The organism is Rhizobium sp. 22-785-1, assembly GCF_053521965.1.
In genome coordinates this window covers 163240-189875 of record NZ_JBNWDI010000004.1, presented here as the reverse complement: position 1 = coordinate 189875, position 26636 = coordinate 163240, and the positions used below count along the sequence as shown (strand labels likewise).

At 54.0% G+C, this 26636-nt stretch carries 20 protein-coding genes; 16 read left to right on the top strand and 4 right to left on the bottom strand.

Annotated elements, in window-relative coordinates:
- The first annotated feature begins 360 nt into the window (after window positions 1–360).
- The 4 genes from ACQZ5M_RS10635 to ACQZ5M_RS10620 all read left to right on the top strand — a co-directional run bounded on the left by ACQZ5M_RS10635 (window position 361) and on the right by ACQZ5M_RS10620 (window position 5620).
- The gene (locus ACQZ5M_RS10635; protein ID WP_449079707.1) at window positions 361–2103 is read left to right on the top strand and encodes a type I secretion system permease/ATPase; all 1743 of its coding nucleotides are present in this window, start codon (window positions 361–363) and stop codon (window positions 2101–2103) included.
- A 6-nt stretch (window positions 2104–2109) separates the two neighbouring features.
- The gene (locus ACQZ5M_RS10630) at window positions 2110–3429 is read left to right on the top strand and encodes an HlyD family type I secretion periplasmic adaptor subunit (RefSeq protein ID WP_449079706.1); all 1320 of its coding nucleotides are present in this window, start codon (window positions 2110–2112) and stop codon (window positions 3427–3429) included.
- A 449-nt stretch (window positions 3430–3878) separates the two neighbouring features.
- Entirely contained in the window at window positions 3879–4088 is a 210-nt protein-coding gene (locus ACQZ5M_RS10625; protein WP_449079705.1) for a KTSC domain-containing protein, read from the top strand.
- Window positions 4089–4879: 791 nt separating this feature from the next.
- A complete protein-coding gene (locus tag ACQZ5M_RS10620; protein ID WP_296103455.1) occupies window positions 4880–5620 on the top strand; it encodes an Ig-like domain-containing protein in 741 nt (246 codons plus the stop codon).
- A 245-nt stretch (window positions 5621–5865) separates the two neighbouring features.
- Here ACQZ5M_RS10620 and ACQZ5M_RS10615 read toward each other — a convergent pair whose 3' ends face one another.
- Window positions 5866–7407: a right-handed parallel beta-helix repeat-containing protein gene (locus ACQZ5M_RS10615; RefSeq protein ID WP_449079704.1), complete on the bottom strand. Its 1542-nt coding sequence runs from the start codon at window positions 7405–7407 to the stop codon at window positions 5866–5868.
- A gap of 793 nt (window positions 7408–8200) precedes the next feature.
- Here ACQZ5M_RS10615 and ACQZ5M_RS10610 point away from each other — a divergent pair.
- Entirely contained in the window at window positions 8201–8596 is a 396-nt protein-coding gene (locus ACQZ5M_RS10610) for a glucuronosyltransferase (protein WP_449079703.1), read from the top strand.
- Window positions 8593–9081: a glycosyltransferase gene (locus ACQZ5M_RS10605; RefSeq protein ID WP_296103450.1), complete on the top strand. Its 489-nt coding sequence runs from the start codon at window positions 8593–8595 to the stop codon at window positions 9079–9081. The genes ACQZ5M_RS10610 and ACQZ5M_RS10605 overlap by 4 nt, the downstream gene beginning before the upstream one ends.
- A 919-nt stretch (window positions 9082–10000) precedes the next feature.
- Here the strand turns inward: ACQZ5M_RS10605 and ACQZ5M_RS10600 are convergent.
- Entirely contained in the window at window positions 10001–10366 is a 366-nt protein-coding gene (locus tag ACQZ5M_RS10600; RefSeq protein WP_449079702.1) for a hypothetical protein, read from the bottom strand.
- 299 nt (window positions 10367–10665) lie between these two features.
- Between ACQZ5M_RS10600 and ACQZ5M_RS10595 the strand changes: the two genes are divergently transcribed.
- The 6 genes from ACQZ5M_RS10595 to ACQZ5M_RS10570 all read left to right on the top strand — a co-directional run bounded on the left by ACQZ5M_RS10595 (window position 10666) and on the right by ACQZ5M_RS10570 (window position 18079).
- On the top strand, window positions 10666–10995 hold the full coding sequence (locus tag ACQZ5M_RS10595; RefSeq protein WP_296081363.1) for a DUF2322 family protein: 330 nt from the start codon (window positions 10666–10668) through the stop codon (window positions 10993–10995).
- A gap of 543 nt (window positions 10996–11538) precedes the next feature.
- Window positions 11539–12855: an MFS transporter gene (locus tag ACQZ5M_RS10590; RefSeq protein WP_449079701.1), complete on the top strand. Its 1317-nt coding sequence runs from the start codon at window positions 11539–11541 to the stop codon at window positions 12853–12855.
- 479 nt (window positions 12856–13334) lie between these two features.
- The gene (locus ACQZ5M_RS10585) at window positions 13335–14471 is read left to right on the top strand and encodes a PspA/IM30 family protein (protein ID WP_449079700.1); all 1137 of its coding nucleotides are present in this window, start codon (window positions 13335–13337) and stop codon (window positions 14469–14471) included.
- Between the two features lie 4 nt (window positions 14472–14475).
- Window positions 14476–15096 (top strand): OB-fold-containig protein, encoded by a 621-nt coding sequence (locus ACQZ5M_RS10580; protein ID WP_449079699.1) that lies wholly within the window; start codon window positions 14476–14478, stop codon window positions 15094–15096.
- A gap of 17 nt (window positions 15097–15113) precedes the next feature.
- Window positions 15114–16778: a flotillin family protein gene (locus ACQZ5M_RS10575; protein ID WP_296016044.1), complete on the top strand. Its 1665-nt coding sequence runs from the start codon at window positions 15114–15116 to the stop codon at window positions 16776–16778.
- A gap of 224 nt (window positions 16779–17002) precedes the next feature.
- On the top strand, window positions 17003–18079 hold the full coding sequence (locus ACQZ5M_RS10570) for a glycosyltransferase family 2 protein (RefSeq protein ID WP_449079698.1): 1077 nt from the start codon (window positions 17003–17005) through the stop codon (window positions 18077–18079).
- Between the two features lie 103 nt (window positions 18080–18182).
- Here the strand turns inward: ACQZ5M_RS10570 and ACQZ5M_RS10565 are convergent, their stop codons facing one another.
- Both ACQZ5M_RS10565 and ACQZ5M_RS10560 read right to left on the bottom strand, forming a co-directional pair.
- Window positions 18183–19481, bottom strand: coding sequence for an oligosaccharide repeat unit polymerase (locus ACQZ5M_RS10565; RefSeq protein WP_449079697.1), 1299 nt, complete (start codon window positions 19479–19481; stop codon window positions 18183–18185).
- Window positions 19482–19630: 149 nt separating this feature from the next.
- Complete coding sequence (locus ACQZ5M_RS10560; protein ID WP_449079696.1) at window positions 19631–20893, bottom strand: glycosyltransferase; 1263 nt, start codon at window positions 20891–20893, stop codon at window positions 19631–19633.
- 180 nt (window positions 20894–21073) lie between these two features.
- Here ACQZ5M_RS10560 and ACQZ5M_RS10555 point away from each other — a divergent pair, with 180 nt between their 5' ends.
- The 4 genes from ACQZ5M_RS10555 to ACQZ5M_RS10540 all read left to right on the top strand — a co-directional run bounded on the left by ACQZ5M_RS10555 (window position 21074) and on the right by ACQZ5M_RS10540 (window position 26579).
- Window positions 21074–22273 (top strand): glycosyltransferase, encoded by a 1200-nt coding sequence (locus tag ACQZ5M_RS10555; RefSeq protein ID WP_449079695.1) that lies wholly within the window; start codon window positions 21074–21076, stop codon window positions 22271–22273.
- Window positions 22270–23340 (top strand): glycosyltransferase family 4 protein, encoded by a 1071-nt coding sequence (locus tag ACQZ5M_RS10550; protein ID WP_296081350.1) that lies wholly within the window; start codon window positions 22270–22272, stop codon window positions 23338–23340. Before ACQZ5M_RS10555 ends, ACQZ5M_RS10550 begins: the two co-directional genes overlap by 4 nt.
- A 71-nt stretch (window positions 23341–23411) precedes the next feature.
- Entirely contained in the window at window positions 23412–24692 is a 1281-nt protein-coding gene (locus ACQZ5M_RS10545; protein WP_296016058.1) for a glycosyltransferase, read from the top strand.
- Window positions 24693–24764: 72 nt separating this feature from the next.
- Window positions 24765–26579: an alpha/beta fold hydrolase gene (locus ACQZ5M_RS10540; RefSeq protein ID WP_449079694.1), complete on the top strand. Its 1815-nt coding sequence runs from the start codon at window positions 24765–24767 to the stop codon at window positions 26577–26579.
- Window positions 26580–26636: the final 57 nt, after the last annotated feature.

Sequence of the window (26636 nt, the reverse complement as noted above, 5' to 3'; positions counted from 1 at the left end):
ATGAACAGGAAAGCCAGTTGGGTCAGAACGGAATAAATTCTGTATTTAAGAAATCGATAATAAAAGAATCCAATATTTGGTACGTCGCTCGTTTTTTAGGGAAATTTCACTCCTGAAGAATTTTTGGCAACATTGATTCAGTGTGTTGCGCTAATAATATTGTTATCTTTTGGATTATGCTGTAAGTCAAAGTCGTGTGATCTTCTCGCGCAGGTCTGCTTGAACATTGTTGACTTCGTTATCTGGCCAGTAAGGCCAAGCATATCGCCATGTCCGCAAGTCGTCGGGAGAGTGCGCGCGCTGAGCTCACGCCGGCGTCGTGTTATGTATCTGTTGCAATGGAAACGAGGCGTATAAATCGTGTCGAAGTTTAATAAGCAAGCTTTGAACATCACCACCGGTGATGCATTGCGACGGTCTTGGTGGGCGTTCGTAGGTGTGGGGTTGGCGAGCGCGCTGATCAATATACTTTATCTGACCGGCTCGTTTTATATGCTGCAGGTTTATGACAGGGTTCTTCCAAGCAAAAGCCTCCCGACGTTGGTGTCGTTGTCTATCCTTGCTCTGCTGCTATACCTGTTTCAGGGCTGGTTCGAGATCATTCGTAGCCGCATTCTTGTGCGCATCGCCGCATCTGTGGACGAGTTGCTGAACGGGCGGGTTTTCCAGGCCATGCTGCAGATGCCATTCAAAGCTCGGATTCCTGGCGACGGGATGCAGCCAATCCGCGATTTTGACCACATCCGTAGTTTTCTGTCGGGTATGGGGCCTCCCGCATTCTTCGATCTGCCTTGGCTGCCTTTCTATGTGGCGATTTGCTTTATGTTCCACCCGGTCATTGGCTGGATGGCGATTTTCGGCGCCGTCGTTCTTGCTGGCTTGACCTACCTGACCAATGTGAGTTCGCGTACCCAGTCCAAGCTCGCAAATGAATCGTCCAACGTACGGAATGGATATGCCTCTTTGTCCCTGCGCAACGCAGAGGTCATCCGCGCTATGGGTATGGCGGGCAGGGTGGGGCAGATCTGGGAAGAAAAGAACGGTGCGCACCGCGTCCTGATGTGCTCTGCGTCGGATGTCGGCAATCAATATGCCGCGATTTCCAAAATCTTCCGAATGGCGCTGCAATCGGCTGTTCTTGCAGTTGGTGCCATTCTCGTCATGGATGGCAGTGCATCCGCCGGGATTATGATCGCTGCGTCTATCTTGACATCGCGTGCGCTTGCCCCCGTGGAGCTTGCGATAGCCAATTGGAAGGGTTTTGTGACCGCACGCGACGCTTGGCGGCGTACCAGCGATGTTTTGACTGCCACGGCTGAAAAGGCGCCTCCGCTCAAGCTCCCGCGACCAAGCCGCGTTTTGACTGTCGAAAAGCTTGCAGGGACCGCGCCTGGCAACAAGGGTTTGATCTTCATCGACGTCGATTTTACGGTTCAAGCAGGCAGTGCCGTCGGCATTATCGGCATGAGCGCTTCCGGAAAATCGGCAATGGCGCGTGTTCTTCTGCAGCTCTGGCCCACCGTTCGTGGTTCCGTACGCCTCGACGGCGCTGAGCTCAGCCAATGGAGCACGGAAGACCTTGGGAAGTATATTGGCTATCTGCCTCAGGACGTCGAATTGTTTAACGGCACCATTGCCGAGAACATAGCGCGTTTTCAGGAAGACGCTTCACCTGCCTCGATCATTGCCGCGGCGAAGGCGGCGCGTATCCATGATATGGTGATCCGCCTGCCCAACGGCTATGATACGGAAATCGGTGAGGGCGGAACACTGTTGTCCGCCGGTCAGCGTCAGCGCGTGGCACTTGCGCGCGCCCTGTATGGCGAGCCCTTCCTGATCGTTCTAGATGAGCCAAACTCCAACCTCGACGCCGATGGTGAAGAAGCCTTGAGCGAGGCTATTCTGAGCGTGAGAGCCCGCGGTGGGATCGTACTCGTCATCGCCCACCGCCCGAGCGTATTATCGAGCGTTGACCTCGTCATGGTGATGAATGGCGGCAGAATGAATGCCTTTGGCCCGAAAGATGAGGTTCTGGGGCGCGTTGTCAATAAGCCTGAGCGTCAGCTTCAGGTGGTTGTCGATACCACTAAGACGAAAAGCTAAGCGATCATGACCACATCCAAGATGCAGGAAAGAATGACTGCTGGCTGGGCCGAGAGATCCTTGCGCCGCCATTTGGTGGCAGTGCTGGCGGGGTCATTTGTTCTCGTCGGAGGGATCGGTGGCTGGGCCTATTCGCAGCAGATCGCGAGTGCCGTCATTGCCGCCGGTGTTGTTGTGGTGGATGGAAATGTAAAGAAGATTCAACACTTTAAAGGTGGTAATGTCAGCGAAATCTATGTGAGGGAAGGTCAGGAGGTCAAGGCCGGAGACGTTCTGTTCGAGCTTGATGGAACCAAGGAATACTCTTTGCGCGACCTGTACCAAGGGCAGCTGGTGCAGCTATATGTTCAACGTGCGCGGCTTATGGCGGAGATCAAGGGCGAAGACAAGATCGTAGCTCCTGAGGACATTCAGGGATTACCCGGGGTGGATGACGTTCTGGCTCGGGAGCAGGATCTTCTGACGAGCCGTCGTCTTTCTCTCGAAGCCATGATCGAGCAGTTGAACTCTCGCCAGAGCCAGCTCGATGACGAGATCAGCGGTTATGATCTGCAGCTCAAGTCAAGCGATGATGCGGTTGCCTCTGCAAACCAGGAACTGGACATCCAGGAAAAACTTCTTGCTCAAAAAGTCGTCGGATCTCAACGCATGCTTCAATTGCGGCGTGAGAAAGCAAGCTACGAAAGCGACCGTAGTAAGCTTATATCCGCACGCGCATCAGCTCTGACACGTAAGGGCGAAATCAAGGCTCAGCTGATCAATATCAGCCAGACACGACTAACGGAAACTTCCACCAGTCTTGCGGATAATCAACGTCAAATACTTGAGAACACAGAAAAGCTGAATTCGGTCAAAGACGAAATCGCTCGCCTTAAAATCACGACGCCCGTCAGCGGCCATGCTCTGCAACTATCCGTCCACACGAAGAACGGCGTGATCGCACCAGGTCAAGATCTCGTTCTGATTGTTCCTGAAGATCAACAGTTGAACGTAGAAGCTCGCATTCAGACACGGGATGTCGATCAAATCCATCCTGGCCAAGAGGTGCGGCTCCGGTTTGCGGCGTTCAATCAAAGAACGACGCCAGAGGTCGAAGGTAAAGTCATGAATATTGGCGCGGATGCCATCACCGATCCGACGACGCGGCAGCTCTATTACCCTGTCAAAATTCAACCTGTACCGGAAAGCCTGGCAAAGCTTAAAGGCCTTGACCTCTATCCAGGAATGCCTGTCGAAGCGTTCGCTCACATCGAAGAGCGCACTGTTATGTCCTATCTTCTGAAGCCATTGCGTGATCAGATGGAACACGCCTTCAGAGAGGAGTGACGATCAATCGCCAGTACGGCGAATTGTCCGTTTGAAAGCTTGCGAGTCAAAGTCGCCTATTGGAGAGTAAGGCAGGGTCTTAGCGTGCAACGCCTGCGGGAGCTGAGGCTTTGCGCGATGATGCCAGAACGTTAGCCTTGCGGCAGTGCTCCATTCGATCCTAGCTAAGCCTCGCCGTCAGCCGCTCTCTTCATCTTTGATCTCAGACCCTAAGATGCTGGGCTGGGCATGAAATAGTGACTTCGGATGATCGCAAGCAACAGCTCATGCGTCTTATACAACGTTCGTCAGACCGACGTTACGATAAGGTCTTCGCGTCGATAATGCTGGTGCAATATGCGCCAAAATTGAATATTTGGCTTTAGATTGCAATAACCAGTTCTTTTCACGGTAATTTTCGAGTTTTTGCTTAGGCTCTCATAAAAATAAAAATGATAATGGAGAGAAAAATGCAAAATCTATCGGTCAACTCTCGAATCGTAAAAGAAGTGTATTTTAGTCAGGAAGACGGGCAGTTGCGTATTCGCTTCCAGAGTGGTGATGAGCGTCGATTCACCGGAGTGCCTGAAGCGGAGGTCATCGCCATGTGCGAGTCAGAGTCCCCCGGCAATTATTACATTGCCCGCATTCGGCGGCGTTTTCAGCCTCTCGCTGCATGAGGCATAGTCGCCAACTTCATTCATATAAATCCAGTTCGCGGTGTTGGGTTGGATCAATCCATCCTGATCAACCAAGCGGCATTGCCGCTCGGGTGATAAATGAACTGACCACCAGCTATAGTAGACTGCAGGCGAAAATCCACTGACGAGTACTTTGGATTTATTGTGGTCGACTACTGCTGCCAATGAATCTGCCTATTGGCCAGTGTCAACGGCAGAGGCGATAAGACATATATCATAGTATCTTACGTAAAAGCCGCTTAGCGACGGCCGTGGAAATCCCGATCCCAGTAATTCCAGCCGAAATAATCTCAGGTTGCATCATTAGGGTTATCAAATATTGTTCACGCAGTAGTCGCAATCAAAAACCTGCGACGATATATTATGTCAGTAAAAGACAGTATAGAAATTTATTATAAATCGCTATATTTCTAAAAAAGACGATGATCTTGGTAATTGTCAAGAAGAGCTCATGGCCTCTAACCGGTGTGGAATTAGTCGAAAACTAATTTTCCCAAAATGGCACAACTTTTCCCCTCTTGAGCGGATCTGTGGCAGGATTGAAGAATATTATTCGGATAATTTTTAGATTATTCTAATATATGTCCGCTATTTAGCTAATGTCGGTTAATGAATAACCCAGAAATAGTCAGGAAATCGAGTAGAGTTTAGCTTTGTTTCTTCAGTTTGGTATTGACATTTAGTAACCTCCGATAGATGGTGAATAAGAAGTTAACTGGCATTAAAAATTGCCGGACTTTTATAAAAAATGGCCTCATGGAGAGATTATTATGGCGAAGCCTGTAGCAACAACCGACTACGATACCATCTATATCAATGACCCTGATGCAACGATTTCTGGTAACATTACGGCGAACGACTCCACCGACAATGGTCAAATTTTCCTTCGCTCTTTGAACGGCGTTAGCGTTGGCGCGAAGCAGGGCCTTGATCAGGTCACCATCATCGAAGGCACCTATGGCACCTTCAAAGTTAGCCCGAACGGCAATTATACATATACCCTCAAGGCAGACATCGGCCCGGTACCTGCCGAAGGCTTTGTCGAGAGAGTAGGATACAAGATTTCCGATAGCAGCAAGCAGACCGACTACGATTACCTCGTCATCACCATCAAGCCGGAACACACGAAGCCTGTGGCCGTCGATCAGTCCGTATCGGTCAACGGCAACTCTGTGAGCGGTGACCTGACCGCTGAGGGTTACGTTTCCGTCAGCCGTGCTGGCGCTGAAAATCTTTTGACAGCAAACCCGAACGACTACAATTTCAAGTTCGTCCAGCCGGATGGCTCAACCGTCGTTTCTGGTCACTATGGTGATCTGCACATCCAGCGCGATGGTACATATACCTATGATCTGAATGATCTCGGCAAGGGTCTGACTGAAGCCGCAAGTGAAACTTTCCAGTTCCGTGTTTACGACGACGCATTTGGCGAGTTCCCGAACTCCCAGACAACCGATGTCGGCGTCTTGAAGATTTCCATTCCCCCTCACGGCGAGCCGGTTGGTGTTTGACGCCACCATTGCCTAGTGAACAGGGATTATCCCTTGTGAACGAGGTATGATATTTACAATTCAGAGATCGTGGGCCCAACTTTAGGTCGTTCGAATTTCTGAAGTGTATTGAAGGGAAATTGGGCAAGAGCCCGCCATTTTATGGCGGGCTCTTTTTTTCAAGTGTGCGCACTAAAGTGTTGTTTCTGCCAGTACGTACAGACTGAGGAGGCGCATCAACAATGGCCGGTGATATTAGCCTTTAGCTATATAAATTGGTCTGCTGCGATCGACTTCGTTATGTGATCGGCATTGATCTCGATTGAAATATATCCGGTATCCAGAACACTGCCATTCGAAACCTTATACTGGAAAGATTCTTTAAGAGTGCCGGAGAGATGGTCGATGCGATCGGTCTTGACCGTAAAGCTGTAGTCACCATCACTTTCAATATGTAGAACTCCGTATTTCCCCTCAATGTTCATTGTAGACCCGTTCTTGAACGATGTGCCATTGAGATTGCGGAGGGATAGCACATCATTATCCGAATGATCGTTGGCGAGAACATTGCCGGAAAGAGACAGATGATGGGCGTCACTAAATTTTAGCACGTCGTTTACTGCGACGATGGCTTTAGACGGTGCCGTTGTCGGAGCCTGGCTTGGGACCGGTACGGTTATCGCATCCGCTTTTGCGATGACGAGTGCGGGGGGAAGCTCGACCTTGACCGGGACAAGCACCTGACTCGCCGTCGTTAGAAATGTGCCGGAACTCTTGATCGGGGTTGAAATATAGATATCTCGACTGACGGTCTCGGTGATCTCATTTCCGTGAAAACTGCCGCTTGCAGGACGATCTACTTTCAGCGCTGCTTCGCTCAAGTCGTCGAAGTGGTTGCCCGAAATTTCAATGCCGCTGCGGACAAGTTTGTCTGTGCCTGCCGCGGTCACCGCGACACCCCAGACACCGTCATGAATGTGATTGCCGCTAATCACGTAGTTCTTAGCGTCAACCGTTTGCCCAAGGCCGATCCCGTAAGACCAGCTGTAGCCCTTATAGTCAGAAATGTCGTTATTCTTAATCGTTATGTTCTGTCCCATGGCGCTGATGCCGAAGCCGCCACCTACGACGGTGTTTCCCTCGATAAGGGCGGTTTTCGCGTCGGCGATAACAAGAACGCCCTTCGCACTGCCATTCTCCCCCGTCATATCCAGTACGTTGTTTTTGACGACGATATCACTGCTGCCATTGATCTGGACCGCGTCGGCATTATGACCCTTTGCCTGGCCGATTGAATTGCCAGTCAGCACCGCGCCCTTGACGTTGAGCATCCAAACGCCATCGCCAGTGGTGCCGGAAATGTGGCTATTCGTGATGGTGATGTTGCTGCTGCTTTGGAAACTGATTGAGCCCGCCTTGGATGGCGTGCCAGTATCGGTGACCGTGACATTGTTGAGGGTCCAATTGCTGGCGCTACCGGCATAAACTGCGTTGCCCGCTGTCTTCTCGATCGCCAGATTTTCGATGACGATGTTGGATGTTTTGGAGCCGTAGATACCTACGGAGCCGCCCGAAAGGACTGGCGGTTCGCCAGCGCCGTAACTGCCGAAGGTAATGGGCTTTTCTGCTGTTCCTGAGTATTTGATGTCGAGCTGACCGTGATATTCGGTGCCCGCGCTGAACAGAACGACGTCGCCCGCTTTCAGTTTGAGGTTGTTTACAGCTGCCAGAGAGGCGAGGGCGCTACCTGCCGATGTGCCTGTATTTGCGTCGGAACCGGTTTCGGAATTGACATAATAGGTTTTCATAGATGCCGCCCTTGCTCGCGTTTATGGGAACATCATCGCAAGGGCCAATTTCGGCACAGTAAAAAAAATAAATTGTATTTTACACAAGCCCAAATTTTTTAAAATCATAGAGCCAGGACAGTAAAATTGAGCGATATAAACGATAATTACAAATATTTCTAAATCTAATTTTCTTATTTATATATTTCTCTATTATAGGCCGTGTGGAAATATTTTTATAGCGAATTAATTATTTTGTCTATCGGAATAAATGTGCATTTCGGTGTTAAGCGTGATCCAAATTGAGAACGTATAGATATTTTGATCTGTTTATTTATACTGCTGTGGGGGTTTATATTTTGCACGCCGCTGAAATTTATCTTTTGACCTGAGCACAGCGAAGCAGCGTGCGCGCCACCATTCGCTGCGCCATCAGGCGGAGACCGTTTTTATTATTCGAATTTCACTTAATTAGTATAGACTAATATAAATGAAACATCTGATGATGTTTTCTATAACGATGTTCTGATCTTGAATATCTTTCAGGAATCTGTTTTTTATAAAGACCAAGATATACGAGAACTTGAATCTCCGCGTGAAAATTAGACTTAGCGAAGACTCAGTGGCTTGCACGCGATGTTGAGAAATATCTTGAGCTATAGGTGAGTTTAAGTCTCGCCTTGAATTTGAGATGGGGCGAGTGGGCAGCAATTGGATAAATTCCTTTTGAAATGGGTGATTTTCGTTGAAACGTAACGCTGAAAAACTCCATGTATTTGCAATTTCTTCGGGTGGCGGACACTGGGAGCAGCTTATGTTGGTTCTCGAGTCTTTCGAAAACGCAACATTTGCGTATGCCAACACGATCGAGGGGCTTGCTGAGAAGTCAGGTGTCTCACCTGCCTACATCGTCACGGATTGCAACCGCGACAGCATGATGCAGAATGTTCGATGCGCTCTCGATGTGCTTCGGGTCATTCGAAAAGAGCGCCCTGATATCATCATATCGACTGGCGCTGCACCGGGCATCATTGCACTGGCTCTAGGAAAGTTGTTCGGCGCGAAGACCATCTGGCTGGACAGCGTCGCGAACTCCGAAAAACTGTCGCTGAGCGGCAGGCTTGCGGGCAAGATTGCCGACCTTTGGTTGACGCAATGGAGCCATCTTGCCAGCGACAGAGGCCCGAAATATTTCGGGAGTGTTCTATGATCCTCCTGACGATCGGCACTCAGTTACCTTTTGATCGGTTGGTGAGGGCGGTTGACGAACTGGCGCTTCGGCTCGATGAGCCAATTTTCGGTCAGATCGGCAGTAAGGCGGAGTATGAGCCAAAGAACTTCGAGTATTGTCGGACTATGCGTCCGACCGAGTTTGATGGAAAGTTTCGTTCTGCACGGATTATCCTTTCCCACGCCGGGATAGGCACTGTGCTCTCGTCCCGTAAACACGGAAAGCCGATCGTCATCGTTCCGCGATTGGCGAAGTTCGGAGAGCACCGCAACGACCATCAACTTGCAACATGCGCGCAGCTTAAAAACAAGCAGGGGATTTACGTCGCTTCGGAGCTTGAAACGCTTTTTGACATTTTGTCCGCTCCCGCTCTTGATGTGCCTCTACACGGTGTCGTTTCGGCGGATAGAGCGCAACTGGTAAACGGAATCAAAGGTTTCACGCGCAGCATCCTCTCTCGCTGAGCGGGGGCTTAACGCGGGTCCAACTTGCGTCGTGCTCGGCTTTTGCTCTATCCGGGGCTAGATCTTGAAGAGCAGACGATACCAGGGCAACCATAAACGCCGATCATTACTGTCTTTCCGTGCGGCATTCCGTTCGGCTGGTGCTAGCGGTCCTAGAGTGGGTAGGCTTGTGTAAGGCGAAGCGGCCGACGCCGACCCGAATGTGACATTTGAACATATCGCCCGTTGCCAGGCTGCACTCAAATTCATGCCTTTTTGACGGGAATACTCGCCCCTTGCGTCTTCGGAAGAGCATCAAAATCCGCGAAAAAGATACTGCGGATCCGTTCAGCCGACATAGAGCGTATTTGCTTCAGCTCGAAATTTATATTTTATCGCGTGCTGGCAGTCTTCAGCATATCAGGGAGCGGCTCACCGGTATTTTGAGTCAATCGTGCCACGCCGTGGATTCCTGCTGACCATACAGACAGCGAGACGACAACACTGAGTATCCAAATTTTGCTTCGATAAGTCATGTAACCCTCCTGGACCAGGAGAATTTGGCCAATAGAGGTTGCCATAGACTTAAAAACAGGAGAGTGGCGGCGGTAACGGGCGCCTGAATGCTATGATTTGCTCAGACGTGATGAAAGAAACATTAACAAAGAGAGTAAAAACTGAAAAAACTGAAAACTCTTTTTCGACTCTCAAAGCAGTCTAATCTTACTCGTTGCCGGTAGTCATCGGAGGATATCATCTCGAGACAGGTGATAATCTCGGCTGGTACACAACGAAACTGTGTTGATGGGCGCATCTTAGTCTTCCACGTGATCGAACTCCTGGACAAGGGAGAGTGGCGTGGCAGTCAGCGAGAAACAATCAAAGCCGCTTGGCACAAGCTGCTTTGATTGCTGCGTTGCAGACAAAACTGATCTGTTTCCTATGCTTCGACCGGTTCTCTCACATCATCCAGCAGAAAATGCACCGTGACATAACGCGTCGTGATCGTTTTGCCGCTGTCAGAAACGCTGTCTACGCTACCACCATCGGAAGGGTGCCACTTTTGGTAGTGCGGGTTGTTGGTAATCAACGTAATTGCCTCGCCGGTCCGCTCCCCATTCAGCCGGTAACGCGCCTCTGCCAGATGCCAGATTTTCTCGAAGTCGTCCTGCGTTATACGGGCCCGCAGGGCCTTTCTAGAAACCGGCTCTCTGGAGGTGCTGCCCTCCGCAGAGGGAATGTGCAGGTTAACCTCTTCGGCATTGTCCAGCAGAAACGAAAACTCCTCAGGCCACATCCGTCTCATCTATCTCTCCTCCCAAAGCCAATGATGTTACAGAGGCTTGATGATAGCGCTTGCGCTGCCAGAGGCAACGACCGATTTGGCGATCGGCAAAAATCATGAGCGGCTTCATTTGGACGCTGGCCGGAATTGGGGCGCCGTGCGTCCAGTTGGGCACATAAAGGGACGCGCTGTCTTTCTGAATTAACTATCATGCTTTCTTCAATTGGTGATTCCGATTTAGGTGCCAATGCTGTGGGTAGCGACCAAGACACGAAGCTGATAAATCCGGCGCAAGACTGACATGACATCAGGAGTTCGCCATGATCCAGCCCGCCGCATCCTTCAAGGAAAACCTGCAACAGTTGCCGTCGATCGAAAGCCTTGATCGTATCAATCTTGTTGGCGCCGACGGCAAGATTGTTGCGTCCATCGAAAATCAGCCAGGCAAACAGGGCTCGCTGGCAGTTTACCAATATCTCCAGCAATGCTTCGGCACGCTCAACCGGGACGCGGCGAGCCATGGCCTTGCGATTTTCGCCGAGCATACCGCCGACGCTAAAGAGCGTCCGGGCGCTCATCCCAATATCGACCGCTTGCTGGATATTATTGGCGGTGCGGCTCCATTGACTATCGAGCTCGTAGCGCGCTGACAGAGATGGGCAGCCCGTACACGAGAGCTGGGCGTCAAACGGGGCATGTCGTTTTCCGGCTTTCATTCAATCATCCCTCGCAGGGGTAGTGGCAAGTTGCGGCCACGTGCGGCTTTGGGTGCGTTCCTTGGCGCAAGCTCGTTGGAACTTGCCGGTAACGCCTCCAAGTGGACCTGACCCTTCCCTTAAGTGATGTCCGCCGCGAAAATTCCAAACTTCTTGCTTGATCTCCTGTGCGATGCCGACGCGGGTGAACGACCGTCCTACCGCGGCGCCCGCAAGCCCACTTGGACTCATCATTTCCCGCTTAGGAAGCGGTTGCCGCCGATGACTGGCCGTGTGTTGCGGCACTATTTACTGGTGGAAGTTTAATTGATAAGTGAATAGAACTAAATCGCGTTGTGCGGTTTCGTCTTCACGTCACGCTTCAAGCCAGGGGCTTCAGTCTTTCGACAGAAGCAGTGCCAATGCCCGACTAAGGGGAGGAGGCATTCACGCGAGGTCGAGACAAGCCAGCAAATCATGCCAGGGAGGTTCAATGTCATGATAAACCCAAAGAGTGCGCCCGCGGGGGCCACGAAGGTTCGTTACTTTATTCTTTTCATGTGCTTCGTTGGTATTTCGATCAATTATCTCGATCGAGCCAATATGAGCGTCGCTCTTCCCTTTATCGATCAGGAGCTTGGTCTAAATCTCACCAACACGGAAAAAGGCCTGATCCTGGGCGCATTTTTCTGGGCCTATGACGGCATGATGCTATTTGCCGGTTGGATCACCGATAAGCTTGGCGCGCGCAAAACCTTTTCGCTTGCTGCCATATGGTGGTCGGTCTTCACGGCGCTAACACCTCTGGCAAATAGCTTCTGGACCTTCTTCGCAGTTCGTTTCGCACTTGGCGCTGGTGAGGCCCCGGCTTATCCCTCTGCCACGAAAGCGGCGTCGCGCTGGTTCCCGAAAAGCGAAAGAGCCTTTGCGACTGCGGTGATCGATTCCGGCTCTCGCGTGGGAACGGTGCTTGCTCTTCCCATCGTCACTGCCATCATTGCCGTTGCGACCTGGCACTACTCCTTCATCATCCTCGGAGCAGTCGGTATCATTTGGGCTTTCTTCTGGTATGTCAGCTACCGCGATCCCACTGAGCACTCCCGCGCTAACGATCTCGAGCGGCGCTACATCATCGAAAATGGTGGGCGAACGGTCGAGAATGACGATCCGGAAGCCACCAAGATCAAGTGGGTGGATCTGTTCAGATACCGCACCATATGGGGCATGATGATCGGCTTTTTCTGCCTGAACTTCGTCATCTATTTCTTCCTGACCTGGTTCCCGAGCTATCTGAAAACCGCCCGTGGTCTCAACCTGGCTGAACTGGGTCTTTACGGAATGCTGCCGGGTCTCTCGGCCGTCGTCACAGCTTGGATCGCAGGTGCGCTTGCCGACCGAGCAATCCGCAACGGCGCCAATGTCACCACGGTGCGCAAGATCATCATGGTTGGGGGTATGCTTGGCGGCGCGGCCATTCTGCCGGCTTCGTTGACGCAATCGCTCTATATGGCACTGTTTTTCCTCGCGATTTCCTACAGCAGCCTTGCCATCGCGGCGACGGGCATATGGTCCTTGCCAGCTGACGTGGCGCCAAGCTCACGCCACGTTGCCTCTATCGGCGGCATCCAGAACTTTGCCTCGAATATCGCGGGCATCATCAGCCCGCTGCTCTTCGGTTATCTGCTGGACATGTTCGGCGGAAGCTACACGCCGTCCTTCATGATGGCAGCAGGCATGGCGCTGGTTGGCGCTTTCTCCTACGCCTTCATCGTCGGCCGCGCAGAGCCCCTCCCAATTCTGCCGCCGCGCTCCTGACGCTTATAACTCAAAAACTAATCGTGGTGGCTGTTTGGGCCGCCATGATTTTGGGAGCGGTGAATAGGCGGTCAGCGGGTACACACTGACGCCGCCTCCATGATGTTCATATCGTCACCCGCAAAGCGTACTGCGGTCATTCACCCTCCCGTCGTACTATCTGGGGCGCTCTCATCGTATAGGACAGGCATTAGCCGGAGACCGCCCCGTTTGCGCGCTTTCTTCGGAGGCGGAAATTCGCCTCAGCGGGTGGGGCCATTCCTTACTTCCAATGCGCAAGACACGATCTCTTTCATACTCTTGAACGAGACAATAAGCTTCAATGCGCATCTGCAACCACCGGGTAGCGGGTTGGATTTTTCTTGTGGCGCAACGAATTCCGCTCATTTAGAATTCCTTTGGTTTAGCTCGACCATAAAATGCAACTTCAGACCGTATTATTCTTGAAGTCACCAAAGTAGTGCTTTATAGTTTCGTTCATGGCTCATCCGTCCCACTCATCCATCATGCATTACAGGCTCATGCCTGACGAGGATGCCCAGCAGGCGCTTTGCGACACTTTGTCGGCCTATGCCGCGATGATGACGATGCTGGATGAGCTGACGCGCGGGAAGTCTGGTGCGAATCTCGTGGCCTTGCACGATCTTGCCTATGAGAAAATTCGGATGGCGACAGGTCTGCCCGCGCGGCTCGTCTCACTCGGTCTTCGTGATTTCGCCTCGGCGCGCGTGCGTCCAGCTAGCATCGATGCACTGCCGCTTGATGAAAAGCTATTCGCGATCAAAGGCCCTTCGACCCTGACCATCGCCACCGTGAGAGGACGTCACGCGGTTCATTACGAGGTACTGGGCTATTCTCGCGGCAGTCTAGACCTCTTCAACGCTCAACTCGTTGTGCGCGATGATTGTTATCAGATCGAAATCGGCGTCGATACGCGCGCCTGTCAAACGGAGGACACCATGACAGCGAATGAAAGCATTCTCTCCCGTATGGGGCGTCTGATTGCCGGTCTTGCGAACAATGCCGTCGATATGGCTGAAGGCGCGAACAAGATCGTGGTAGTGGAGCAGGCCTTGAGAGAAATCGATCAGGCTGCCGATGAGGCGCGCCTCGATCTCGGCAAGGTGAAGGCGGAAGAGTACCGCATTCTCCGACGGCGCGGTGAGATCGATCAGGACTTGAAGTTGCTGGACGACAAGATTCGCACGGCCATAGCCTCGGATCGCGATGACCTTGCCAAGGCTGGGGTGGCGCGTCAGATCGATCTTGAATCCCAGCTTGCGGCACTGGACAAGGCGTTGAGCGATGCCCATGATCAACTGGCCGAAGGTCAGCAGGCGCTTCAGGCCATTCTCGCCGCGCGCCGTGAGGCGGAGGCGAGACTCGCAGACTTGAAGCGGAGTAGCGCTCAATTTCCCACCGGTGCCGGGCCGTCTGGCGCCAAGGCCGGCTCCATGGAAAATGTTAGCCGGGCCGTTTCTGCAGTATCCCGCGTCACGGGCGTGCCAGGCGGGAGCGATGCAGGCAATAGCGCCGAACTCGACGAGCTTGACCGGCTGCACCGCGAGCAGGCGATCGCAGCAAGACTTGCAAAATTCAAGACCGGGCAGAGCTGACATCATGGAGCTCTTTCTTGCTCCTCATTCGCTGCCTTTTGCCATCGCGGCGGTGATGTTGATTGCATTGACCGTGATCGAAATGGCCTGTCTGCTGATAGGCTTTTCATTGGGTGAGGTGGTCGACAAGGCTTGGCCGGACGATATGGCCGGGCTGATGTCCTGGCTGAATGTCGGCGGGGTGCCGGTGCTCATTCTGTTGATGATCATCCTCGGCATTTTTGCTATGACCGGCTTCATCTTGCAGGCGGTTGCGAGTGCCATCTGGGCTCCGCTTCCTGCCCTCATCGCGATCCCGACCGCTCTTGCAGCATCGGTGCCGACCATCCGCGTTGCAAGCAGATGGGTCTCTCGCCTCGTTCCCCGCGACGAGAGCTATGCAGTCGATCTGGCAGACCTCGTCGGCCGGACTGCGGAGGTGACGGTCGGCCCTCTTGATCAGGCTTTGCCAGGGCGCGTGCGGTTGAAGGATCGATACGGCAACTGGCATGTCTTGCGTGCCAAAGCTGCCGCCGAGGAAGCCCCGATCGCCATAGGAGCCCAAGTCCTTCTCGTCGATCGCAACTCCGACATTTTCATTGCCATCCCGGTGCCGTCCGATCTCGACGTACCGCAGACTTCATAGCATTCTAAGGAGCTCGCATGTTTTACGATCTTTTGGTGCCAGCAGCGATAGGTGTCGTTCTCGTCCTTGGCGTCGGTTTTGTTCTGGCATCGCTCTACAGGCGATCCAGCCGCGACGAAGCCTATGTTCGCACGGGCTTGGGCGGCCAGAAAGTGGTTCTGGATGGGGGCTCGCTTGTGCTGCCGATCTTCCACTCCACTGCGCGGGTCAATTTGAAGACGCTCCGGCTTGAGGTTCGGCGTGGCGAAGGCGACGCCCTTATTACCAAAGACCGCATGCGTGTGGACATCGGCGCGGAATTCTATGTTCGCGTCAAACCGGACGCGTCGTCGATCGCGCTTGCTGCCCAAACGCTTGGCGACAGAACCAACGACGCAGAGCAGCTGCGTGTGCTGATTGAAGCGAAGTTCGTCGACGGCCTGCGTTCCGTGGCTGCCACGATGACGCTGGATGCTCTGCAGGAGCAGCGTATGGATTTCGTCAAAGCGGTACAGGAGGCGGTCGGAGCCGACCTGCAATCCAACGGTCTCGAACTTGAATCCGTCTCTCTTACGCGTCTTGACCAGACCGATATCAAACATTTCAACGCCAATAATTTCTTCGATGCGCACGGCTTGGCAGCGCTCACGCGCATCACTGAGGGCCGCAAGAAGGAGCGAAACGAGATTGTCCGCGATACGGAAGTTGCGATCGCACAGAAGGATCTCGAGGCGCGCCAGCAATCCCTGTTGATCGAGCGCACGAAACGTGAAGCCGAACTCAACCAGGAGCGCGATATCGCCAACAAGTCCGCTGCCACGCGCGCGGAGACGGCCCAGCAGGAGCAGGCCGCCAAGCGTGCAGAGGAGGAAGCAAGAATTGCTGCTGAACAGGCAATCGCAGAGCGTGAAGCTCTGGCCAAGCAGGCCCGCGAGAGCGCCAACATCGACGCCACCCGTGCCGTACAGCAGCGCGAGACTGAGGCGCGCCGCGACCTTCAGATCGTGACCCAGGAAAGCGCGATCGCAGTTGCCAATAAGAGCCGGCAGGAATCGGAGGCCAAGGCATCCGCTGAAACGGCGCGCGCCTTGGCAATTGCCGCGGAAGAAAAAGTCGGCACTGCGAAAGCGGTGGAAATCGCCGAACGCGAAAGACAGATCGCCATTATTGACGCGCGCAAGACGGCCGAAACGGACGCGACGGCCATCAAGGTCGGTGCCGAAGCGGAAAAACAGGCCGCTATCGATCAGGCCGATGCCATCAAGACGCTGGCGACAGCCGAAGCGGAAGCCGCGATTATCAAGGCCAAAGGCGTGCTGGAGACCGGCAAGGCCACGGCAGAGAGCGAGGCTTTGCTCAATGAAGCGCGAAACAAGCTCAGCTCCGCCATTATCGAATACGAAATCCTGCGCGAACGGATCCGGATCATTCCCCAGGCGCTCGCCGAGGCGGTCAAGCCGATCGAGAAAATTTCCGATATCCGCATCTTCGATACCGGCGGCATGCTTGGCCGTGGCGGGGAGGCCGGTTCCACGGGCAATATCGGTTTCGGCGAGGGGCTGGCCGGCCAGCTTCTGGCCTATCAGGCAAACAAGCCGATCGTCGACCAGCTGCTGAAAGAGGCAGGCTTCGAAGGTGAGAACGCTGTTTCCTCACTGCTTGGAAATCTGCAGAAGGAACGCCCGAAGGACGTCAAAGAGTGAATTGATTGATCGTTGGCTGGCAACATTCGCCTGAAACCGGTTGCCACCCGGCATGTGCCAGGAGCCGAGGCTGGGCTGATCGGGCGCATCGCAGAACCCGTTCGGCTTGCCTGCCATCTTGGCGGCGGCATGCTTTGCGCTCTCCTCGGTGTGCGATTGTCAAGCCGGATAGGGTTACAGCCTCACACAAGGCTTCCTCAATAATCCTGTACCGACACACCAGTATGATTGTCGCGGATATCGAGATGCGTCCCAAACGGCTGGAAAATCCGCCAATCTTTCCGAGGACGATTCTGTCGATGAACATGTTTCCAAACAGCATGGAAAAAATTCGAGACGACTCTCGCAGAGACGGCGTTGATGTTGTTATACGAACCAAAGACAGGCCGTTGTTGCTAAGGAGAGCTCTCAGAAGCGTTCTCGACCAGGAATACGAAAACTGGCACATTCATCTCATCAATGATGGCGGCTCCGTCGAGACCCTTGAGGCGCTGCTGGCCGACTTCATGGAGCAGATCCGCTCGGACAGATTGACGGTCGTTCATAATCCAACAAATCTCGGCACCAGTGCCGCAGCCAACAAGGGCGCTCGTCTGGGACATCTCCCTTTTCTCGTGATCCATGACGATGATGACAGCTGGCATCCCGCTTTTCTGGCGTCCGCAACCTCTTTTCTCCTCGATCCGGAGAACTGGCGGTTTGGAGGATTTTTGAGCAAGTGGAACCAGATCGATGAAGTGATAAACGGGACCGACGTCATCGGCGTTGGATCGACGGTCAAAGGCTACGACGGAGCCGCTCTCGATTTCCTCGATATTCTGCGAAGGCCCGAAATCCCGCCGATCGCGCTGGTCTTGAGGCGAAATGTTTGCGAGCGCATTGGCTACTTCAACGAAAACCTTCCGGTGATCGAAGACTGGGACCTCAATCTGCGCGCGTTACAGATTGCCGATATAGCTTTGACACCTGAAGCACTGGCGAACCACCACATTCGCCGGCACGATGTCGGCCATTACAACAACACGGTCACAAAATCTCTTCCGGCTCATTTTCTCTATAATACGATTTACAGAAATGCGCTTCTCCGACAGAATCTCAACCACAATCCCGATAACATCGGCATTGTGATGGGATTGGTTCGCGATACGGAAGAGGCAAGGCGAAATCTCAGCGAGCTTACCATAGCCTCCCATCAGGTTTTGCTGGCAAACCAGCAGGAGATGATGAGCAAGATCGACAAGCTCGATAACGATATTAGAGTGATCAAGGATGTTCTCGAGGCGTATATTCAGCGAGGCTAGACGTTGGCCGACAGAATGGGGCGTACGCCGATAACTCTCCATCCTTTGCTCTAAGGCGTAAATCCCGACCGGCAGCGCCTGAGCGATGGCTGGTGAGCCAACTCTAGCTGGAGGTAAGCTTTTCCTCATTCGATCGGTCTGGAACGGTCAGAAGCCAGGATAGAACAAGACCGCCGATCAGCCACGCCGTCACGACGTAGACATAGTAGAAGCTTGGCGTGAAGACCGTGTTGAACATGAAGAGAAACGCGATGTAGCCGCAGGCCACGCGGCGTACACCGAGCGCATTGCGCGGCAGGCCGGTGTGAACCCACAAATGAAGCTTGCCGAAATAGAAGCCGAACAAAGTCGCGGCAAAGATCACACCGGGAATACCGAAATTCAGATAGGCCTCGCCAAAGAGCGTCGGTCGCAGACCCGCATGAAACTCCGGGTCGAGGCCTGCAAGCGTGGTGGTGATGACGCCGGTTCGGTAATCGTTTCTAAACTCGCTGATCGAGGCTGGTATGAGCGCGGTATAGCCGGCAAGATAGGTCATGCCGTGATAGAACTGCCCTTTGAAACCGCTCAAAATCCAAGCGTAGTCTCGAAAGTCGGAGAAGTTGTTACCGTAGAAGATTTGAGCCGTGAGGCTGTCGAGCAGGCCCGGTCCTACCTGCCCGTCCGCGCTTGAGCGCAATATGCCAATGCCAATTGCCACGAGGATGAAGGCAGTTGCCGAGAGACCGAACACCAGAAGGTTTCTATAGCGGTAGGCGATGATGACGCAAATGACAAAGGCGAAAAGAGCCTCGATGCTGGCTCCACGCGTGCCGATCATCAGACCAAACGCACTGCAGAAAACACCCATGGCGATAAACAGGCGACCGCGACCGAAACCGTAGACAAGCAGGCTGATCGCCGTAGTGGGCAGGATGACGGAGTAGAGATTGATGACTGGACGGATCGACGGGTTCTCGAAAGCAAATTCCCGCCCCTCGAATGGGCGTACTCCGAGACCGAAGAGGCCCGCCGTCGCCAAGAGAATGATTAGAAATGACAGCCACGCTCCGGTCCGTGTCTGCCAGAAAGAATAGCCGCTCTCGATAAAGTCAAAGAGATAGCTTCTACCGGAACTGAAGGCCGCAAGAGCCATGCCGACGATCAGGAATACGACGCCGAGAATCGAAAGAAAGAACGCTTGGTCTATATGCTGACGGATTACAAAAAGCGCATTGCCGACTGCTTCGATATTCTTGTCCGATCCGGCGAAGATCGGCATGATGAGTACCGGTAGAACGGTGTAACGGAGCCAGAAGTAGGACGATAAGGTCAGGACGCCCCATTTGAAGAAGGAGCTGACGTAATAGATGAGAAAGATCAGCCAGCCGAGAATGAGGATGAGCCAGGCGAGATTGGACATTTCCAAACCTTGTTCACGTGTCTGGCACTGAGTGACGGCCATTTGAACCTGTGTTCTCGGTTCAGGCTACGTCGTTGACCTTAACATGCCCGCAATCTCTTAAGATATTGTTGACCATGTTCGGGAGAGCTGCGGCAGAACGCATCTCGTCAAGACCGCATGGCGTTTTTACGCGTCACCGTGCCGATAGCAATCTGGGTGAGGATTTGTTCCAGCCTGTCGTAATATCCAGATTGTTCCGCCGTGCCATCGAAGCCGGCAATGCCCGGAAAGAGTTCGTCGCGCCTTTGCCACCACTGCTCAGGCCCGATCGATACCGCCTTTTCAAGCATGTTCAAAAGAGCACCGCGCTTGTGAGGGTCATAGCACCAGCCGGTTCGCCCCTCTTCAAGGATTTCAGGCGTTCCGCCACGGTTGGTGCCGATCACCGGAACGCCGTAGACGGCTGCTTCGACCAGAATCCGGCTTTGCGGTTCGTGCCATAGCGAAGGAACGACGATTGCATCGGCTATGCGGTAAATTTCCTGCGGCGTGACGAAGCCGCGAAACTCAATATTTCGCGAGGATGCGAGACGTCTAATGCAGTCCTCCTCGCCGGAACGTCCGCGACCGGCGATAACCAGACGCGCCTTTGCTCCCGAGGGCAGGCCGTTGAAAGCTCCGACGAGATCGGCAATTCCCTTTTCTTTTGCCAAGGCTCCCAGATAGCCGAACGTAAAGGTTTGGTCTGCGGGTCTGCTTCGCCCGATGACGCTCTTGTCGAAGGAATGGAGTGGTGTGTTCTTGTTATGCATCACGTGCCAGTCGGCTTGTGAAAGAACTCCGTTTTCGAGAAAGCGCTGCTTAACGAAGTGACTGACGGCAATCACCGTCATTCCCTCGCCCTGCATTTTCAGGCGACGGTTGATGAGGCTGCAATCGAGGCAAGGCTTTTCGCAATTGTCCTCTCTGCGAAACATGCTGGTCTTGGGACAGAGCATCGCATAGTCGCGCAGGTGAAGGCAGACGGGAATACTCGCATCTTCGGCCGCATGAAACAGAGCGGGCTGCATGGAAGACGAGTTTTGCGCATAAATGAGATTGAAGTTCTCGTCCTTGAAGAACTGCGTCAACCCCTTTACGCAGAGCGCACCGAGCGCTGTTCGCAGGTGCCAGCGGGCACGATGCGCAACACTGACCGAAGGCTTGCGAGGACCTGGGAGGTAACTGTTCTTCCAGGGGAGCCGGACGACGCGGATGTTGCTCGCCAGTCTTGTTTCTCCGGGCGGTACCAGCGGGTCGCCCTCTTTTCCGAGTGCGAGGACCGTTACGTCGTGTTTCTTGGCGAGTTCGATCGCTCCGGCGCGTGCCGACATCTCGGCGCCGCCCTCTTCCTGGGGGGCAAAAGTCTGCGACACGATGCAGATTTTCACACGCGTTGTCCCTTTCCGTTGGGAAGTGTTCGTTACGATTGAAACTAAATCGCAAATAACTCTTTAAATATGTTGAATAAACGTTCGTTGAGAAAGCCGCGTTACAGTCGCGTCATCTATCACCGGCTCCTTTCTTTCACGATGTGAGGGAGGCGTGTCCGGCAAAGCGGTGGCGAATTGATGAATTCTGTTTTACTTAACAGTTGGACGACCAACGTCAAGAAACTGCGCATCCGCGCCAAAGGCGGTCGTCCAGGGGAAGAGAAAATGAGGGTTCTGCACGTCTTTGAAACGCTACCGGGCGGGCCAGCAACCTATCTGAATGAAGTCGTGCCTCACCAGATCGCCAAATACGGCGCGAAGAATGTCCGTGTCCTCGTGCCCGATGCCCATCTTTCGCATGTGCAGAACATACCATCCTCGTGTATCATAACCTTCAAAAGACAGGGACGCTACAAATCGCTTCCCGCGCTGGCGCGAGCGGTAATGGCCGAGGTGAAATCGTTCCGTCCGGATGTGGTGCATGCCCATTCAACCTTCGCAGGTGCGGTCACGCGCGCCATCGGCGCGCTCAGCAGGCGTTTCCCGCCCATCATCTATTGCGCGCATGGCTGGTCGTTCGACATGGAGACACTCGGGCCTTTGCGTCTGGTTGCACGATGGGGTGAGCGATTGCTTGCGCCATTTTGCCAGAAGATCGTTGCCATCTCCCAGCACGAATATGACAGGGGTGTTGAAATCGGCATCTCGCCGAGCCGCATGGTGGTGATCGAAAACGGATTGTCGCGGAAAAATCCTGTCGCGGTTCCTGCCGAATGGAAGGATCCGATCACCAAGGTTCTGTTCGTCGGACGTCTCGACCGGCAAAAGGGCGTCGATATTCTGTTGAAATCCGCGGCCACCCTTGAAGGTAGGGCAAGCTTCAAAGTGATCGGCGCGACGGTCACGACAAAGAGCGAGCAGAATGCGGTCTCGTTTGTTCCCGACAATGTCGAGCTTCTCGGCTGGAAATCTCCGATGGAAATTGCCGGATATCTTGCCGCATGCGATGTGGTCGTCATGCCATCGCGCTGGGAGGGCTTCGGTCTCGTCGCGCTGGAAGCCATGCGTGCGAAAAAGCCTGTCATCGCATCCGCCGTCGGCGGCCTTCGTCAGATCGTCCGGCACGGACAAACCGGCTTTTTGTTTCCGTCCGGCGACAGCGCGGCATTGGCCGAAGCAATTCTCGGGCAGGATGCTGCAGGCTGGCGGGATATGGGGTTAGCCGGGTATCGACGTTTCCACGCACGATATCAGAGCGACAGAATGAATGATGAGCTGATTGCTCTTTATGACGAGGTTTTGAGAAAAGAAACCGCCGGAGAGCGTGTTCTCGTATGACCGTCTTCATCAATGGCCGCTTTCTGACGCAAAAGACGAGCGGCGTTCAACGGTTTGCCAGAGCGATCGTTACGGCGCTCGACAAGCGTCTTGCTGAACAAGCGGCAACGGACGACTGGATTATCCTGACGCCGGAAGGCGTTGTGGAGGAACTGCCGCTACAGACCATCGAGCAACGGACCGTGGGTGGCCTTTCCGGTCATGTCTGGGAGCAGACGAACCTTTATGCAGCGGCGCGACGGGGCAGGCTCCTGAACCTTTGCAACAGCGGTCCCGTCCTGCATCCACGCGCGGTCACCGTCATTCACGATGCAATGATCTTTCGCACGCCCGAAAACTTTTCCCGCAAGTATCGCATGGCGCATGGCACGCTAGGGCGCGTCCTGGCGCGTCGGGGCAGGATTGCCACCGTGTCCGATTTCTCCAAGCGGGAGTTGGAGGCCACCATTGGCGCGAGGGACGTCGCTGTTGTCCACAATAGCAGCGAGCACATGGCGGCGATCGGAAAGGACGAGTCAGTGATTGCGCGGCTGGGTCTGGACGAGCAGCCTTTTCTTCTGTTTGTCGGCTCGCCGACACCAAACAAGAATATTGGTCGCGCGATCGAGGCGATCCGCATGATGGGGCCTCGAGCGCCAAAGTTCGTCGTTGTTGGAGCCGTTGCCTCAAGCGTTTTTCAAGCCGGGACCGATGTCGAAAGGCCGGAGGATGAGAAGGTGATTTTCACCGGACGCCTGTCCGACGAGGAAATCGCTGCGCTTTATTCCCGTGCGACGGCTCTCTTCTTTCCCAGCCTTTACGAGGGTTTCGGCATCCCGCCGCTTGAGGCGATGTTCCTCGGTTGTCCGGTGCTGTCTTCCAATATTGCCCCCGCTCGGGAAGTGTGCGGCGATGCCGCCCTGTTCTTCGATCCGCTGCGCCCTGAGGACATGGTGAGGGCTGTGGACGAGTTACTGCAAAACCCTGAAGGTCGCGTATCGATGATTGAAAAAGGCTATCGACGTGCAGCCGGGTTTTCCTGGGATATGAGCGCAAAGCGGCTTGTCGATATTATTGGGCAGATTTAAATAAATTAAAGATACAGGCGTGCAATGGTGGATCGCCCTTAAGAGGCGGTCTAAAGAAAGTGAATTAGTCGATGCGGATCTGTATCGTATCCCAGACATTCGCGCCCCAGGAAGAGGGCGGCGCAGAGATCGTCGCGCGTATGAGCGCCCAGGAGTTGTCGCGCCATCACGATGTTTTCGTGCTCTCGCTTGGTAAGCGCGGTGACAGACTGATGCCCACGGGTGAACGCGTCGGTGATGACGGTATTCGGGTGGTTCGGGTAAACTGGCGTAACAGCTATCTGCCCGAACACAAAAAGCCTTCCGTTGGTCGATTGGAAAAAGCCCGCTGGCACATCAAGGCATCCGTAGGCGCCGTCTCCGCCAGGGACGTCAAAGAGATATTAAAGCGTGAGCAGGTCGATCTGATCTATGCGCATAATTGCGCTCGCATGCAGCCGGCACTCTTCGAGGCTAGCCGCGAGCTCAATATTCCCATGTGCTTGCATCTTCATGATTACGCGCTGATTTGTCCTAAATCGAGCATGTTCAACGCCACGGGGAATTGTGAAAGTCCCTGCTTCAAGTGCCGAGTCCTGACATCGAGGTTGAAGTCCGACGGTGACGGCATGACCGTGATTGCCGTCAGCGACGCCTTGAAGCAAAGCTACCTGCGTGCGGGCGTTCTCGACAAGGCAACGTGGCATGTCCTTAGAAATGAGAACATAAGCAAAGCCAGGCTCTACCAACCGCTCATAGGTCGCGACGAGGCCAGGAGCGATGTCTTCACCTTCGGCTATCTCGGTGCGCTGGCGGAAGAGAAGGGTATCGAAGACCTGATACGCGCCTTCGTCACCATGCCGAACAGAAATTCCGCTCGGTTGATCGTTGCCGGCCGGGGGCGCGACGACTACGTTGCTCACCTGCGCTCCATTGCAGGCGATGCGCCCATCACCTTTTTGGGGTTCAGACCTCCCGAGGATGTCTATGGAGTGGCGGACGCGATCGTGCTTCCTTCTCACTGGCGGGAGCCACAAAGTCTCATCTTGATCGAGGCTGCTGTGTATGGTGTGCCCGTAATTGCGACCCGGCTCGGTGGAACGCCGGAGATCGTCGAAGAGATGAGCACCGGCTGGTGTTATGATCCGGGCATTCCAGACGCGCTATCGGATAAGATGGAAAAGGCATTATCCATCGGCCACCAAACATGGTGGGCTGAGCGCGACCATCTGTTTCCAGGTATTCGCAACTTCAAGGGTACGGCAGAAGACTCACGCTATTACGAAAGATTGAATGCGCTTCTTCTGAAGATGCAAAGACCTCTCACTCATCACATGCAAGCATTTGTAAATATTGCTCAAGAAAAACCATAGGTGCTTCAGGATTTCTTTAGCCGATTGTTCGATTTTAGCGCTGATGAGGCGGTGAAATAAGGGAAGTCGACCATGAATGCCGGTTTTTCGTTGGCTGATAGATCGTCGGCAGAGCAGGCATCTGCTGACCATCCTGTCACATTCGCCAATACCGTCGGCCTTTACAGGCCACCAAATGCTACATCGAACATGAACTCTGCGGATGTGGCTGTTCTGTTCCTGAGTTCGTGGGGGTTCGAAGAGCTTTGTGCGCGCAAGTTCTGGCGTTTGCTGGCCGCCGATCTGGCAAGCCAGGGCTTGGCAAGCATGCGGTTCGATTATCCAGGCACAGGCGATGCGCTCGACCCGCTTGATGAAAAACAGGGCCTCGATACCTGGCTCGACAGCATTCAGATGGCGGCATCGACTCTTCGAGAACTATCCGGGGCTCGTCATCTTATCCTCGTCGGTCACGGGCTTGGCGGCCTGCTGGCATGGAAGGCTGCTGAAACTTTGGAAAACGTGGCGGGGCTCGCGATGGCTGCACCGGCGCTTTCCGGACGCAACTGGCTTCGCGAGTTCGCGGCCTTGAGCCGTGTGGCCAATCCGGACGCGTTGCAGCATAAGGCGCCGTCCTCGGGCCCTGCGATGGGCGAGCAGGTTTTTCCGGACGCCGTGGCGGCGAGCCTTCGAGCGCTCAACATATCGTCTCCCGCTGAGGCGCCTTCTTCCGAGATCCTCCTTTTGAAACAGGACAATCGCCCGGCGGATGCGCAGTTTGAGTTGCACCTTTCGCAGCTCGGAGTAACTCTTCATGCAGAGGTCTTTCCGAACTACAATGAGTTCGTGCGCGACGTGCTGTTTTCCGTTCCGTCGAAGAAAGCCATTGGATCGATCACGCGTTGGTCGGTTCAGGTTGCATCGAAGTATGCTGCAGAAACCGTGCTGCCGCAGAGGGATCAAAGTTCACGCATACCTCCTGCCCAACCATTGGATGCCGATGGGTTTCGAGAAAGACCAGTGCGGTTTGGCGAAAAGGACCGTCTTTACGGCATTCTCTGCGAGCCTCTTTGCCGGCGACGCGGTGCGACGGTGATCGTCGCGCCGACCGGCTATGAGCGCATGTCCGGCTGGGGCCGGATTTCCGCGCAACTTTGCCGAAATCTCGCTCGGGAAGGGATCGCATCATTCCGGTTTGATATGGCAAATGTGGCCGACAGTCCTTGCGTGCCGGGTGCGCCCGAGCAAGTGCTGTATCGTAAAGATCAACTGAGAGACGTAAGCGCTGCCATCGACTTTCTCGAGCGGGAAAAGCTTCTCCCTGTCGTCGTCAGCGGTCGTTGCAGTGGCGCCTGGACTGCATTCAAGAGCGGCGTGATGGATAAGCGCGTCAGCGGTATCGTGCCAGTCAATGCCTTCGATTTCTACATCCCGGAAGACATCAATGTAGATGACTTCCTGCGTTCCACGCGGCAATCGCTGTCCGGCTATGGCTCGAAGCTTCTCAGCGGATCGCTGTGGAAGCGCGTTCTCAAGGGGGAGGTGCGTGTTTTCCGTGGTGTACTCAATCTCGGCGTCACGCTCCTCAAGAAGGCCTTGGCATTCCTCACGCCGCTTGCAGTGAAATATCCGTATTTTTCCGAGCGCCACCGTTCTCTCAAAGACGATTTTGCCTCCCTTCGCGCCAACCAAACGAAGGTGACGCTGGTCTACACTCAAGGTGACGTCGGCATGAGCATGCTGGAGAGTAATTTCGGCGCTGGAGCACGCTTATTGAGCGGTCGATATGGCGATCCAAAAATCGTTCTGATTTCGGATGCGGACCACAACCTGACGACGGCTGAGGCGCGCAGGGAATGGACCCGCGAACTCATGACCCTTGCGCTTCAGTTCCAACCGCAAGCTTGAGGGCTTGGTGGGATTTTTCCTGACATCGCGCCCCGCGGCGACCTTATCGACCTATCC